This is a genomic window from Pseudovibrio ascidiaceicola (genome assembly GCF_900114245.1).
Classification (GTDB): Bacteria; Pseudomonadota; Alphaproteobacteria; order Rhizobiales; family Stappiaceae; genus Pseudovibrio; species Pseudovibrio ascidiaceicola.
On the sequence record NZ_FOSK01000002.1, the window covers coordinates 440,854 to 454,935 of the forward strand.

Below are 14,082 nucleotides of genomic sequence, written 5' to 3' on the forward strand. Positions count from 1 at the left end.
GTTTTACTGGTGTCTATGGATCCCGACGGTTCCTATCTCGTCTAATAGGTTTCATTCTCAGCCGGGAATTGCTCGCGGCGAACATCGTTTGCAAATGACTTCACGCCCTGCTCGATCTGAGACTTCAACTCAGCGTATTTGCGCACGAACTTTGGGGTCTTGTCGAACATGCCGAGCATATCATCGGTGACGAGAATCTGGCCGTCACAATCAACGGAAGCACCGATACCAATGGTCGGGATTGGCACGCTGTCAGAGATTTCGCGGGCGACTTCGTCTTTGGTGCCTTCAACCACAACGCAGAATGCGCCAGCATCGGCCACCTGACGTGCGCATTCCAGCTGCTCTTTGCGGCTTTCTTCGCTTTTGCCAGCAACCTTGTAGCCGCCTTCCACATGCAGGTACTGCGGACGCAGACCGATGTGAGCCACCACGGGAATACCGCGATCTACGAGAAAGCGGATGGTTTCAGGTGCAGCGGAGTTATACTCCAGCTTGACTGCCTGACAGCCGGTTTCCTGCATCACGCGCAATGCGTTGCGATATGCGGCTTGTGGGCTTTCTTCAAAGGAGCCGAAAGGCATATCAACGACAACAAGCGCATTTTGAGAGCCACGCATAACGGCTTTGCCGTGCATGATCATCATATCCAGCGTGACAGCTGTCGTGTCTGGCAAGCCGTGGAGCACCATACCGACGCTATCTCCCACCAGCAGCAGATCGCAGTGCTCATCCAGCATCTGTGCGATTGGCGCAGTGTAGGCAGTAAGGCAGACCAGCTTGTGATGACCTTTTGCCTTCATGATGTCTTTAATGGTTTTCCGCCGCGTTGCAGATGTATGAGACATTGTTTTAGGTGCCCGTTTCGTTCATCCAAAGCAGCTGGCCCTTTGTCTGGAGCAATCCAACTGCCTTCATTCTTTGTTATCCCGCGCACTCATTGCCAGCCTGTTCATCCCCAAATCGGAGTACGCTTATTATTATTGGGTTTCGATTTGTGCCTGTGCTTTCAGACTTATGTCTTTGCGCGACCTCACCGAAAGCCACTCTTTGTCTTTCGGAATTGCGCAGTGCAACATGTGCTTCCTGCGCCTTTATAAGGAATTTTCGGAGAATATAAAATAACGTTGAGATACCCAATGGGACTTTTGGTGCGGTATGTACCATTCACAGTTGAATTGCGGACTTTCTAAACTGGCTTGGTGTCTCACCTGTCCATTGCTTAAATGCCCTTCGAAACACCCTCGGATCCGAGTAGCCAAGCTCTGCTGCAATCTGCTCAGATGAGAGGCGCGACCATAAGAGCAGTTCCATGGCTTGCGACTGGCGGATCTGCGAGAGTATATCGCGGAAGGAGATCTGAAAAGCGGCTAGTTTGCGCCGAAAACTGCGTTCACTCATGGAGAACCCGCCTGCGATTTCTTCGATGGATGGGTTGTTTTTCAGGCCACGCCGGACTTCTTCCTCCACGGTTTTAAGGAAGCCCAAACGGTTGCTTTCTTCCTGCACCATACCTGCCAGAAGTGTTTCAACTTCCTGCACAACAAACCTGTCTGCGGTTGCCAGCGGACGTTGCAGGTGCTCAGCATCAAAAAATATTGCATTTCGTGAGGCATCGAAGCTGACAGACGATCCGAGCGCCTCCTGATAGAGGCTTTTCTTCTCTGGTTGTGCCTGCATCATCTCAATACGCTGGATGGCTTGCTTGCTTCCTGTTGTGAAGCGGACAACACCCACCATGGCGGCAAACAGTTCCTGCACGAAGAATGTGAGCAGGACCGGCTCATGGAACCGGCTGCGCGCAATCATTGTGAGCGCATTGTCGGCTGCTGGCACTAAATCAATCTCCAGCATGCTCCCGGTCAAGCGGTGGTACTTGATGCCGAACTCGAGCGCTGCTCTTCCCGTTGCACTTGCCATAACACCAAGGCTGACAAGCCCCAGAGAGGTGATGGACTGACGGTGGCCGACAGCAAGACCGAGGCTTTCATCTCCCGTCAACGCCAGTGCTTTGAGGATGATGAGGCGGCTTTGCTGATAAGTCAGGCGGGCCTCGTGAGACAGAAACACCGAAGGGTCAGTGTTCTGGCCAAGGAATGTATGAGGCAGCACCTTTTCTGCGACGATGCCGCGCTGCTCCAGCTCCTGTAACAGATAGCGCAACAGGTGTGGTGGAACCTTTGAATGCTGTGCCATTTCTGGCGGTGCCAACTGGTTGATTTCAGAATGCATGCCCTCTCCTAATGCAGCCATGCTAACGGAAACACGGGAGTGACCGCAAGATATGACCGAAATTGTCCGCCCTACGTCCGTATATGTCCTTCTAAACATCTCTCCTATTGCCGTAGGGTAAGATTTTCACAGTTCGGGGAGGGAACGGTGGAGATTATTGATAGGGGTGACGCGGTCTGCATTGCTGGTGCAGGCCCTGCAGGGCTTGTGATGGCCCGCGCATTACAACACAACGGCATTGAATGGGATCAGTTTGACCCAAACCCGGATGTTGGTGGTCTCTGGGACATCAAACACGAAGGTACGGCCATTTATGAGAGTGCGCATTTTATCAGCTCTCGCAGCTTGTCTGGTTTTGCGGATTTCCCGATGCCGGAGCATTTTGCCGACTATCCCAAGCACACCGAGATCCTGAAGTACCTGCATGACTTCGCAGAGGCTTATGGGTTGCAAGAGAAGATTACCTTTTCTACCAAGATAGAAAAGCTGACCAAGACCGAGAATGACCGCTGGCAGGTTCATCTGTCTAACGGGGAGTGCCGCGAATATAAGGCCGTGGTCTGCGCGACGGGCTCGCAATGGCAGGCCAACATGCCGGAGTTGCAAGGTTCGTTTGATGGCGAGATCCGCCACAGCCAGACTTACAAGAACATTCGCGAGTTTGACGGTAAGCGAATTCTGGTGATTGGAGCGGGCAACTCTGGCTGCGATATTGCCTGTGATGCAGGCGTTTTGGGGGAGAAAGCCTTCCTTTCCATGCGGCGCGGTTATTACATCGTACCCAAGCATGTTTTTGGTATGCCAGCAGATGTATTTGCTGATGGTGGTCCTAACTTACCCGTCTGGATGATCCGGCCGTTCTTCACGCTGTTGCTGCGTATGTTTAACGGCACTTTGCAACGGTTCGGCATTCCCAAGCCGGATCATAAGCTGTTTGAGACGCATCCTCTGCTCAACACTCAACTGGTGCATTCGCTGCAGCATGGGGATGTGACGGTGAAGCCGGATGTGGAGCGACTGGATGGATCAGACGTGGTGTTTAAAGATGGCAGCCGGGAAGAGATTGACCTGATCCTGTGCGCGACCGGTTTCAACCAGCATCTGGACTTTGCTGGTGAATATTTCAGCTATGAGGGCGGACGGCCCAAGATGTTCATTCAGGCAGCTTCTCGCGAGCACAAGAACCTGTTTGGCATCAGCTATATTGAGACCAACTCCGGTGCCTACAAGCGGTTTGACTACATGGCCGGACTGGTCGCCAACTATCTGAAAGACCAGCAAGATAATCCATCTCGCGCCAGCCAGATGCACGCGATTATTCGGAGTGAAACACCGGATCTTTCTGGTGGCATCCACTTTTTGAAGACGGACCGTCATGCGGGATATTGTGATGCCACAGCGCACACCAAGTATGTGAAGAAGCTTTACAAGCGGATGGGCTGGACCTTCCCTGAGGATATTCGCTTCAAGCGCGCTGCGCCCAAGCCAAAGGGTTCGTCGAGCGCAAAGAAAGCGGAGGTTGCTGCATGAGCACCTATCGTTTTCACGGGCGCACGGCGGTGATAACCGGTGGTGGGGGTGACATCGCCGGGCACATCGCCAAACGCCTGCACGAGCGAGGGATGAATCTTGTTCTGGCAGACAAGAACGGCCGCGCCGCGCGGGAGCTCCAGGCGCAACTGGACAGTTTGCGAGTGCATGTGTTCGAAGGAGATTTGACACAACGCGAGGAGATGACCCGACTTTTACGCGAGGTGGAGGAGAACTTTGGTGTTTTGGATGTGCTGATCAACAACATGGCGATCACCAAAGTGGATCGGTTTCATGAACGCACACCAGAAAGCATTGAAGAAGAGATCACCATCAACATGATCTCCCCGTTGGTCTTGAGCCGATTGGCGGTGCCTTATCTGCTGAAAGGTGATGATCCACGCATCATCACGACCACTTCGCTTGGCGGCATCCAGCCACTTCGGGAAACCCCGATTTATGCGGCGACCAAGTTTGGCCTACGCGGTGCCATGCTTTCCTTTGCACTGGATGAAGACTTGCACGGCATCAAGGTGAGCTGCGTTTTACCGACAGCCACGGACACCTACATGTTGCGTCAGGAAGCGTTGGAAGGTGGCAGCGTGCTCAACTTCATTGATGAGCCGCAGTCGCCGAGCGTGGTGGCTGATCAGTTCGTGAAGCATCTGGAAAAGCCATGCCTGGAGCGTTACCCAAAAGCCAGTGACTCCTGGCTGACACGACTGGCCATGGTGCTGCCCAATATGATGCCGCGCATTTTGCCGTTCTTTGAGAAGAAAGGCCGACGGGGCATGGCAAAATATGTGGCCTCGCTGCGCAGGCAAGGATTGCTGGTGGAAGTTGACGGCAAGCTTTATCAACGGCAACGGCTGTATCTGGACAAACCTGAAATGGAGCAAGAGCTGGAGAAAAGCTGAGTGCCAACGACATACCGCTAAGAATGAATGCAAGACGCTCAGTCCTTTAAGACAAAACGCCAATCACATAACTTAAAGACCTGAATGTCCTTATTGGCCCCATCGCCACATGCAGGATGTCTTAAATGTTACAGTACACGCATAAGTAGGCATCTATGGTTGGTATCAAATTTATAACATTGGTGCCCCATGTCTATTTCGAACCTAGCTTCATCCCCAATCCCCGCTTCCAGCGGACAGGTGCAAAACACCTCTGATGTTCGCGCTGTGGAAACTCAAGACATCTCTCAGCAGAGTTCTGATCCAAAACCTGCAATAGACAACAAAACCGGATATTTTTATGCTCCGTTCGTCTCTGATGACGTCCTCAAAATGGTTTCTGGTGCTAACTTATCACGCTTCACCGCAAGCAAAGAGCTGCGCCCTCTCATTGTCGCAACCAATGCTGACAAGGCGAGGTTTGAAGCACTCAAGCATGAGCTTGCTGAGCAGAACTATAAAGAGGCTGGCGATCTTGTCTCTGGTTTTAACTCTTACATGGCAGCGAATGATCTTTCAGAAACAGGCTTCATAACCGCAGTCGGCCCAATAAAATTTGAAGATATGCTCAAGGCTGCAAGTGACCATGCATGGCGGGCAGATGCTCTACTGCGTGTGAAGGTTATCAGTAATGAAGAGACCGGAATTCTTGGAAATCTGAAAAGAGAAGAAGATAAGCTTTATATTGCAGGACATGGGCGGCAGGGCGAAGATGGCATCACCTCAAAGACAGGTTCTGAGGAGAAAGGCTGGGAAGTCGCATGGTCGAAAGACATAGCAAAGCAACTTGCTCAAGGAGGGTTGGACAAATCCTTCTCGGACATTCGCGTCACATCCTGTTTCAGCGCTGATGCCCGAATACCCAAATCTTTTGCACCTGAAGATTTGAAGGCCGCCTCTGAGACAAAAACGACGAGCTTCCTGTTCTTTGAAGTTGAGCGAGAGCAATCCTTTGCTCAGTCCTTGGCGAATGATCTAAAAAAGGCTGGCTTCGAACAACCTGAAGTTTCCGGATACCACGGCCTCGGCAAAGTGTTCTCCGGCGACACCCATCAATACCGAGCTCTTGGTGAAGCAGATGGCGCTGAAACCGTCAGAAGTTCATCGGTGCGGGAGGTCTTCATACCGGTCTGAACTTGCTCTTAAAGCCTGTCCCGCAGGCTGTAGTAGAGCATGCCGAGGACCATCAGGGGCCATCGTAAATGGCGACCACCGGGGAAGACGTGGGTTGGGACTTTTTCCATCACGTCAAACCTGCTGGCTTGACCATCAATGGCCTCTGCCATGAGCTGACCTGCCAGTGTTGCCATGGCGACACCATGACCAGAGAAGCCGCTGGCGTTGAGCATGTTGGGGGCGAGTTTGGCAAAGTATGGCATGCGGTTGAGTGTGATGCCCAGCGTTCCGCCCCAGCCATATTCTATGGGTACGTCCTTGAGCTGCGGGTAGACCTGCAACATGGGCTTACGGACGAAAGCTTTGATATCGCGCGGGAACTGGAAGCTGTAGCTTTCCCCTCCGCCGAACAAGAGGCGATTGTCAGCGGACAGGCGGTAGTAATTGATCACAAACCGAGAGTCTGCCACAGCCACATCATTGGAGATCAAGGAACGAGCCAGATCTTCGCCCAAAGGTTCGGTGGCAATGATGTAATTGTTGATGGGCATGACCCGCGCTGCCACACGCTTTTCAAGGCTATCAATGTAACCGTTGCAGGCGAAGACCACGTAGCGTGCTGTGACTTGTCCATTGGCAAGCTTCAACTTAGCTGGCTCGCCCTTTTCGACCTCCAGTACTTCAGAGTTTTCAAAGATCTGCACGCCAGCATTCTTGCAGGCGTCAGCAAGGCCCAGCACGAAGTTGAACGGGTGTAAGTGAGCTGCCCCCATATCCAGCGTGCCACCGTGATACGCCGTTGTATCTAGCATCTCTTGTATTTCGGCAGTGCCTACAAAGCGGATATCTGCATAATTATAAGTGTTTGCCAGCTTTTCTGCATAGGCCTTGCTATGTTTCACATAGCTTTGTTTGTGATCGGCATGGAGGATACCCGGTTTCAGATCACATTGGATCTGGTATTTGGCAATAAGGTTTTTCGTCAGGGATTTGGCGGTTTCAGCAAGGCCCCAGAGTTCTTTGGCGCGCTCCAGCCCGACAAGACTTTCCAGCTCGTCCTGGTCTTTCCGCTGGCCACTGCCGAGTTGACCGCCGTTGCGGCCTGAGGCTCCCCAACCAACACGGTGAGCGTCTAGGAGATGAACTTTGTAGCCACGCTCGGCCAAATGCAAAGCAGCAGACAGCCCCGCGTAGCCAGCGCCGATGACACAGACATCGCAGGTATGCTCACCTTCCAGCGTTGGAAAGGAGAGTTGCTTGTTTGCAGTAGCGGTGTAGTAGGAGGCAGGGTATTGCCCTGCCTTATCATTGGCGTGAAGAAAACCTTGCGAAATAGCCATGTACATCCCTGAGGAGGCTCATGGCCTTTACCCGAGCCTCTGAAACACTGCAGGACAGGAGTTAGTGCCCTTCTTGCTTTTCTTTAACTGCTGCCTGCTGAATGAAGTTTACGATCATGTGTGCGACCTCTCCAATTTGCATTGGCGCTTCCGAGGAGGCGATTGCATGATCGGCAATGTCTTCAGGCAGTGTGTCACCGCGGCGTTCTTTAAACAGGGCTACAGAGTAGTCCTTATTGAACTCAGGGTGCCCTTGGAGGGTGAGTGCCCTGCCCTTGTAATCAATCGCAGCAAACTCGCAGAAATCAGATGATGCGATGACTTCACCATCTTCCGGCAGTTTTGTCACCTGATCCTGATGATAAGCTTCAATGGAAAAGCTGGTCAGGCCTTCTGGCACCCAATTGGGGTTTTCCAGAACATAGTAAGTGAAGACGCCGCAGCCCCAGCCTTTGTTGGACTTTTCAGCTTTACCGCCCAGCGCTTCTGCAAGGATCTGATGCCCGAAGCAGATACCGACAATCGGCACATGCTCGTCATAGGCGTTTTTCAGAAAAGTCTTAAGCCGGTCAATCCACTCAAGATCATCATAGACACCGTGTTTGGAGCCTGTGATCAGCCAGCCGTCGCAGTCATGAACGTTTTGAGGCAGTTGGCCATCCACCACGGGGTAAGACATGTAATGCCAGTCGCCCCCCTGATCCTTCAGGAGCGTTTCGAACATTGACGGGTAATCACCGAATGTCTTGCTCAGGTTTTCGGGTGGTCGGCCAACTTCCAGAATTCCAAGTTTAAAGGTCAAAGAGCACTCCAAAATTCAAAGAGGCAAATGCCGCATAATACATCTGATTGGACTGCTTAGTTATATCCTGTCGGCTTTGCCTCTGTAAACTCTTGGAGGCCACATCTGGCAAAATCTCATGCTGCACTTTTGTGCTGCCTCGCCGAGATCGGTTTGCTCAGCTGGAAGGCAGGCAAGTGACTGATCGCATGCTTCAGGGCTTCCTGCTCTGGCGTTGCTTCAAAGTCAGGTAGCAGTTCGTCAAAACGGGTTGTGTCCATCCAGTGCGGGGTCTCCCAGAGATATCGCATCTCCAAAAGGTGTTTTGCCAGGGACCAGAAAGGCTGGCTCAGGCGGATCATCCACCAGTTGAACTGTTTGATGGTCACATTCTGTTTGGTGACAGTCGTGAGCGCTTTGCTGAGTTCGTTGCCCGTCCAAGTGTAACCGGGGAAGGAGATGTCCTCGTAAGCGTTCAACTGATCTCGCATTTCCAGCAGTTGAACGGCAGCACGTGCCATATCCGGTAGATAGGCCCAGGCATGAGGAACATCGGTTTTGCCAGGGTAGATGAGCTTCCCCTTCTCCAGCTTGGTGGTCATGATCAGATCAAACCAATTACCGCTGGCGGAGATGTCGATGAAATCCCCGGCTCTGAGCAAAATAGTCCGAACGCCAGATGTCTTATAAAGGCGTTCCAGTTCTATTCTGATCACGCCCAGTTCATTGGTTGCATTGTGGGGTGTATGGGGGCCGATGGGTGAGTGCATGCCTGGGCCAAAACAGTAGTTGTTTCCCGGGATGATGACCGTGGCATTGGCATGTTTGGCTGCTTCTATCACTTGGTGGGTAAACGGCAGCACATCCCGCTTCCATTGCGGGTATTGCGGGTTTGCACCATTGACGATGACATCAACGCCTTCTGCCGCCTTTTTCATATTTTGGTTTGCACGATCAAAGGCTCGGGTTTCACAGCCAGCAGCTTTCAACTGCTCAATCATGTTTTTTGAAAATCTGCCAGAGGCACCTAAAATCAAAGCTACGGGTCTCATGACCGCTCCTGTCCAACACACTTTTCTAAATTGCGTATTCTTATCCGAAGACCGGCAACCACTTTTCGGAAATACGCTTTACGCATGATAGTAGGCGCTTCATTTTCTATGTAAATTCGAATGAATTGCAGATATGATATTCAATTATGAATAGTAGATTACATCATCTTTCCTGGGATTTGATCGGTGTTTTTGTGGCCGTTGCGGAGACGGGCAGTCTTTCGGCTGCAGCCAAGCAGATGAACCAGAGCCAGCCGACAATCGGGCGGCAGGTGAAGGCGATTGAGGCGGAGCTGGGCGTCTCTTTGTTCTACCGTCATCAACGCGGGCTTGGCTTGACTGAAGATGGCCAAGCATTGCTGCCACACGCCAAGGCTATGCATTCAGCAGCAGCACAGTTTCTGCTTCATGCAGAAGAGCGCAAGCAAAGCGGGTTTGCTGGGCCTGTGCGCGTCACGGCCAGTCAGGTGATTTCTAACTACGTGTTGCCAAAGCTGATCGCTGAGTTTCGGCAGAGCTATCCTGAGATCCAGATTGACCTCCTCCCCTCTGACGATGCGCAAAACCTGTTGTTTCAGGAAGCTGACATCGCGGTGCGCATGTTTACGCCGACACAGCTGGACATCGTTGCCAAGAAGATTGGTGAGACGCCGCTAGGGTTATTTGCAAGTCGCGCGTTTATTGAGCGGGTTGGTATGCCGACAACGCGAGAGGAGCTGTTTGCGCTGGACTGGATCGGCTATGACCAATCTGACCTGATCCTGCGCGGGATGCAGGAAGCTGGCCTGAACGTCAATCGGGACTTCTTTAGTGTGCGCTGTGATGACAGGGTGGCTTATTGGGAATTGGTGCGTGCCGGATGTGGTGTTGGCCTCGGTCAGATCGGAATCGGCCTGGAGGATGACAGCCTTGTACGCCTCGATTTGGAGGATCCATTGCCTGCTTTGCCCGTCTGGCTGGCTTCGCCGCATACTCTCAAACAAATTCCACGCATAAAGCTTCTTTTTGACTTTTTAGCCGAGAAACTGCCTAAGCTATTGTGATTGAGAGGTTCTGGGTGCTGAACCTCACGGGTCTCGTCTTTTACCCCTAAGAATGCATGGGATAACTTGCCGTAGGGGAAATTATCCCACTATCCCCTTTCGTACACATGCTCACTCTCAAACTTTTGGATATGTCGGTTGGGGGAGAAATGCTGTGTTCATTGGGAAACTTGCGATTCCGAACAATCAGAATTTTAAGGCGCTGATCTTATAGCGAATGCCTTGGCAAATACACTCCTGCTATTTTTGCCCCTTTATTTGACAGTACAAGTTCCCGAGATTGCCACATTTTACTCAGGGTGTTTTCTTAGATCTCACAAGAACACCGAAACTTCTTAGCGAGAACTGAGAGACTTATTGATACTAGTAATGCGTTGTATCTCTTAATCTTTCTGCTTCTCGCAAGAAGACCAAACAAAGCGTGGCCCCTCGAAAAAATCACAATAATGAAACTGCGATTACTGTCATAAATCAAGGGAACACGCCGTGAGTGATTTTCGCTTGTCCAGCCCTCATGCCCTCAATCCTGAGGAAGGTAGCCATCCAATGCATGAGGTGCTGGACGCCCTGCTTGAAAGCGTCGCTTATGTCTCCCGCGCCCATGGGAACTTTCTCAGTAAAACAGCGGTGACCGCCGGGCTTCCGCTGATCAATGGGCGGTTACAACTCTCTCAGGTTGAAAAAGCATCAGAGAATTGCGGGTTACATGCCAACAAGCAACAGCTTGCTCTTAGCAAGATCTCCAACAGCAGCCTTCCCTGCTTGTTGGTGTTTCATGACAAAGCCTTGCGCCTGCTGGTGGGCTATGACGCCGCCACACGGCAAGCCAAGCTGCTGGATCCGTTGGACTTGGAAAGGCCGCAGTATCTCAGCTTAGATATTTTACAGCGGGCGTACTCCGGGTATGCGATCTTGTTTTCATCTCTTCATGCCCGAGACAGCAGTGGGCAGGTTCACCAAGACAACAAGCATTGGTTCTGGTCGGAGTTCACACGGTTCTGGCCTGACTATGGTAACGTCGCGCTTGGGACCTTGCTGATCAACTGCCTTGCCCTCGCCTCTCCACTTTTCATCATGAATGTTTATGACCGCATTCTACCCAACTTTGCGGTCGCATCCTTATGGGCATTGACCATTGGTGTGGCATTGGCTCTGGCGGGAGATAGTTTGCTGAAGGTGGCGCGATCGTCCATCCTCAACAGCCTTGGTAAAAAGGCAGATCAGCGGCTCGCTTCCAAGATCTTCTCTCATGTGCAGAACATTGACTTTTCTGCCAAAACCAAGAGTGCCGGAGAATATGCTGGGACTGTTCATGACTATGAAAAGCTCCGTGAGTTCTTCAGCTCAACAGCCTTGATCGCCCTGCTGGACTTCTGCTTTGTCGGGCTTTTCATCTGTATCCTGTTTTTCATCGTTGGCCCCATTGCCTGGATCCCTCTGCTCGCTGTGCCCTTGGTTTGCCTGCTTAATCTGGCTGCTCAATTGCCTTTGGAGCGAACTGTTCAAGCCTCAAGCCTTGAAGGGAACAAGCGGCAGAACATTTTGATGGAGACATTGAGTGGGCACGAGACGGTGCGTGCGCTCAATGCAGAGGCCCACATGCAATCCCGCTGGGAGCAGTCCGTTGACCGCAGCAGCGAGATCCTGTTGCAGAGCCGTCATTGGTCCAATCTGGCGATGGTGGGAACAGGGCATGTGCAAGGCATGGTGTCGGTGCTGATTATTGTCTGGGGTGTCTATCAGGTTGAGGCAGGTGCTGTGAACATGGGCGGCCTCATTGCTGCGATGATGCTGTCATCCCGTGTATTGGCGCCAATCTCTTCTATTACCAATGCGTTGGTCCGGTTTCGTCAAGTCCTGCACAGCTATCGTCAGCTTGGAGATCTCCTAAGCCAGCCAACAGAACGCAAGACAGGTAAAGCAACTGCGAACCTGCGTCACTGTCGTGGTGAAGTCCAGTTTCAAAATGTCAGTTTCTCCTATCCGCTCAGTGAAAAAGCCAGCCTGACCCGCTGCAATTTCTCGATTGAACCGGGAGATACGATTGGGCTGGTTGGGTGTGTCGGGTCCGGCAAATCGACTGCGGGGCGGCTGATGAGTGGGCTTCGGTATCCTTCAGAGGGGGCTGTTCTCATCGATGGAATTGATACGCGCCAGTTTGATCCCACAGACCTGCGCCATTTTGTTGGATACCTGTCTCAGGACAACACGTTGTTTCAAGGCACGTTGAGAGACAACCTTTGCCTTGGGTTGCCACACCTTTCCAACGAGGAGATTGAGGAAGTTTGCCATGTAACGGGGCTGCATAGCCTCGTGAACAAGCATCCGGCTGGTTACAATCTGATTGTAGGTGAAAACGGGGCTGCGCTTTCTGGAGGGCAGCGGCAATGTGTGGCTTTGGCTCGTGTTCTTTTGCGCAAACCTAAGATCCTGTTTCTGGATGAACCCTCCAGTCAGCTGGACCTTTCCGCTGAGCAGCGGTTGCTGCGTGGCTTGCGGCGTTATAACAACGGATCACTGACGCTCATTATCAGCACGCACCGTCCGTCCCTCCTGAAACTCACCAATCGGCTGATCGCTCTGGATCAAGGCCGTATCATTGCAGATGGGCCGAGCGAGGAAGTGAAGCAGTCCATGCAGCAACCGCGTCTGCATGAAGTGCCGCAGCCTGCACAGGTGCCGATTGAGGAAAGGCTGAGAGCATGAAGGGCTGGTCGCTTCCCGTTACACCACTGCATTTGCCGGAGTTTCACAGCCCAAAGCAGTCCAGGGTTCTGATCTTCACGTGTGCCGCGATTATGCTGCTGTTGTTCGTCTGGTCCGCGTTTGCACATGTGGAGGAAGTCACGCGAGGCAACGGGCGCATCATCCCTTCGCGCCAGATGCAGGTTGTGCAAGCACCCGAGCGCGGGATTGTCTCTGAGGTATTGTTCTATGAGGGTGAAATCGTAGAACAAGGGGCTGTTCTGGTGAAGTTGGACAATACCGGCTTTTCCTCGCAGCTGGGGGAACTTCAACAGAAGAAATATGCATTGCAGGCTCGCCTTGCACGGTTGACCGCTGAGGCTCGTCAGGCAAATCTGGCTCTTGATCTTTCAAATACGCCTGCCGACATTGCCGCGTTTTTGCAGCGGGAACTCGCGGTTTACAAGGCCCGCAAAGAGCAGCTCACCGCAGAAGTTGCGGTGCTTCGAAGTCAGTTCAGCCAGAAAGAGCAGGATCTCAAGCAGCTTGAAGCTGAAGCGCAGATGCTAGGTGCCAACCTCACCCTTATTGCGCGGGAGCTGGAGATCAACCAGCAGCTCTATAAACGTGGTGTGCTGCCTGAAATCGAGTTTTTGCGGCTCAAGCGGCAGCACACAACTCTGGAGGGGGAGCGGCAGATGCTAGTGGCTTCTCTTGCTAGTGCTCGCTCCGCCAAGGAAGAAGTTCTGCAGAAGGTTGCGTCTGCACAAACAGCATTTGCCTCTCAAGCACAATCAGATCTGGTGGCAACCAAAGCAGAGCTTGCGGTGATTGAGGAGCGGCTGCGCGGGGCGGAGGATCGGGTGCATCGCAGTGCGTTGGTGGCACCGGTGCGTGGGGTGATCAACAAACTCAATGTCAGCACCATTGGAGCGGTTGTTCAAACAGGTGAGCCATTGATTGAGATTGTTCCGCTGGAAGACACGCTGCTGATTGCGGCTAAAATCCAGCCGCAACATGTGGCCTTCCTTCATCCCGGTCAGGATGTGAGCGTGAAGATTACGGCCTATGATTATTCTATCTATGGCGGACTGGATGGTGTGCTGGAGCGGATTAGCCCGGATACATCAGAGGACGAGCGGGGACAGGCGTTTTTCAAGGTGATTGTGCGGACCAAGCAGAACCATCTGGGATCAGAAGAGAACCCACTGCCCATCACGCCGGGCATGACGGCCAGTATTGACATCCTGACAGGCGAGAAGAGCGTGCTGAGCTACATCGCCAAACCGCTGCTCAAGGTGAAGGCAGAAGCACTTCGCGAGCGGTAATGCGAAGGGTTCCCCCGCA

General features: G+C 52.4%; 11 protein-coding genes. 6 read left to right on the plus strand and 5 right to left on the minus strand.

All coding sequences use genetic code 11. From position 1 onward, the window contains the following. Window positions 1-41 precede the first annotated feature (41 nt). On the minus strand, window positions 42-848 hold the full coding sequence (gene panB / locus BM231_RS06240; RefSeq protein ID WP_093517689.1) for a 3-methyl-2-oxobutanoate hydroxymethyltransferase: 807 nt from the start codon (window positions 846-848) through the stop codon (window positions 42-44). 319 nt (window positions 849-1,167) lie between these two features. Continuing rightward, entirely contained in the window at window positions 1,168-2,232 is a 1,065-nt protein-coding gene (locus BM231_RS06245) for an AraC family transcriptional regulator (protein ID WP_093517691.1), read from the minus strand. Between the two features lie 147 nt (window positions 2,233-2,379). Between BM231_RS06245 and BM231_RS06250 the strand changes: the two genes are divergently transcribed. The 3 genes from BM231_RS06250 (at window position 2,380) to BM231_RS06260 (ending at window position 5,852) form a co-directional block, all read left to right on the plus strand. Further along, window positions 2,380-3,762, plus strand: coding sequence for a flavin-containing monooxygenase (locus tag BM231_RS06250; protein ID WP_093517693.1), 1,383 nt, complete (start codon window positions 2,380-2,382; stop codon window positions 3,760-3,762). Beyond that, window positions 3,759-4,679 carry an SDR family NAD(P)-dependent oxidoreductase gene (locus BM231_RS06255; RefSeq protein WP_093517695.1) on the plus strand — a complete coding sequence of 307 codons (921 nt, stop codon included), beginning with the start codon at window positions 3,759-3,761 and terminating at the stop codon, window positions 4,677-4,679. The genes BM231_RS06250 and BM231_RS06255 overlap by 4 nt, the downstream gene beginning before the upstream one ends. Before the next feature lie 189 nt (window positions 4,680-4,868). After that, window positions 4,869-5,852, plus strand: coding sequence for a hypothetical protein (locus BM231_RS06260; RefSeq protein WP_093517697.1), 984 nt, complete (start codon window positions 4,869-4,871; stop codon window positions 5,850-5,852). Between the two features lie 8 nt (window positions 5,853-5,860). Here BM231_RS06260 and BM231_RS06265 read toward each other — a convergent pair whose 3' ends face one another. The 3 genes from BM231_RS06265 to BM231_RS06275 form a co-directional block, all read right to left on the minus strand. Next, window positions 5,861-7,174, minus strand: coding sequence for an NAD(P)/FAD-dependent oxidoreductase (locus BM231_RS06265; protein WP_093517699.1), 1,314 nt, complete (start codon window positions 7,172-7,174; stop codon window positions 5,861-5,863). A 61-nt stretch (window positions 7,175-7,235) separates the two neighbouring features. Then, the gene (locus BM231_RS06270) at window positions 7,236-7,976 is read right to left on the minus strand and encodes a glutamine amidotransferase-related protein (protein ID WP_093517701.1); all 741 of its coding nucleotides are present in this window, start codon (window positions 7,974-7,976) and stop codon (window positions 7,236-7,238) included. A 116-nt stretch (window positions 7,977-8,092) separates the two neighbouring features. After that, complete coding sequence (locus BM231_RS06275; RefSeq protein ID WP_093517703.1) at window positions 8,093-9,007, minus strand: Rossmann-fold NAD(P)-binding domain-containing protein; 915 nt, start codon at window positions 9,005-9,007, stop codon at window positions 8,093-8,095. Between the two features lie 146 nt (window positions 9,008-9,153). Between BM231_RS06275 and BM231_RS06280 the strand changes: the two genes are divergently transcribed. From BM231_RS06280 to BM231_RS06290, 3 genes are all read left to right on the plus strand, one after another. Next, entirely contained in the window at window positions 9,154-10,050 is an 897-nt protein-coding gene (locus BM231_RS06280) for a LysR family transcriptional regulator (RefSeq protein WP_093517705.1), read from the plus strand. Between the two features lie 486 nt (window positions 10,051-10,536). Then, window positions 10,537-12,756, plus strand: a complete 2,220-nt coding sequence (locus tag BM231_RS06285) for a type I secretion system permease/ATPase (protein ID WP_208860125.1) — start codon at window positions 10,537-10,539, stop codon at window positions 12,754-12,756. After that, a complete protein-coding gene (locus BM231_RS06290) occupies window positions 12,753-14,063 on the plus strand; it encodes an HlyD family type I secretion periplasmic adaptor subunit (protein WP_093517709.1) in 1,311 nt (436 codons plus the stop codon). Before BM231_RS06285 ends, BM231_RS06290 begins: the two co-directional genes overlap by 4 nt. Window positions 14,064-14,082: the final 19 nt, after the last annotated feature.

What these genes read in the sequence shown, in the direction of transcription:
- BM231_RS06290 (WP_093517709.1), top strand. Translation starts at nt 12,753, where the DNA reads ATGAAGGGCTGGTCGCTTCCCGTTACACCACTGCATTTGCCGGAGTTT.
- BM231_RS06255 (WP_093517695.1), top strand. Translation starts at nt 3,759, where the DNA reads ATGAGCACCTATCGTTTTCACGGGCGCACGGCGGTGATAACCGGTGGT.
- BM231_RS06245 (WP_093517691.1), bottom strand. Translation starts at nt 2,232, where the DNA reads ATGCATTCTGAAATCAACCAGTTGGCACCGCCAGAAATGGCACAGCAT.
- BM231_RS06260 (WP_093517697.1), top strand. Translation starts at nt 4,869, where the DNA reads ATGTCTATTTCGAACCTAGCTTCATCCCCAATCCCCGCTTCCAGCGGA.
- BM231_RS06265 (WP_093517699.1), bottom strand. Translation starts at nt 7,174, where the DNA reads ATGGCTATTTCGCAAGGTTTTCTTCACGCCAATGATAAGGCAGGGCAA.
- BM231_RS06275 (WP_093517703.1), bottom strand. Translation starts at nt 9,007, where the DNA reads ATGAGACCCGTAGCTTTGATTTTAGGTGCCTCTGGCAGATTTTCAAAA.
- panB (WP_093517689.1), bottom strand. Translation starts at nt 848, where the DNA reads ATGTCTCATACATCTGCAACGCGGCGGAAAACCATTAAAGACATCATG.
- BM231_RS06280 (WP_093517705.1), top strand. Translation starts at nt 9,154, where the DNA reads ATGAATAGTAGATTACATCATCTTTCCTGGGATTTGATCGGTGTTTTT.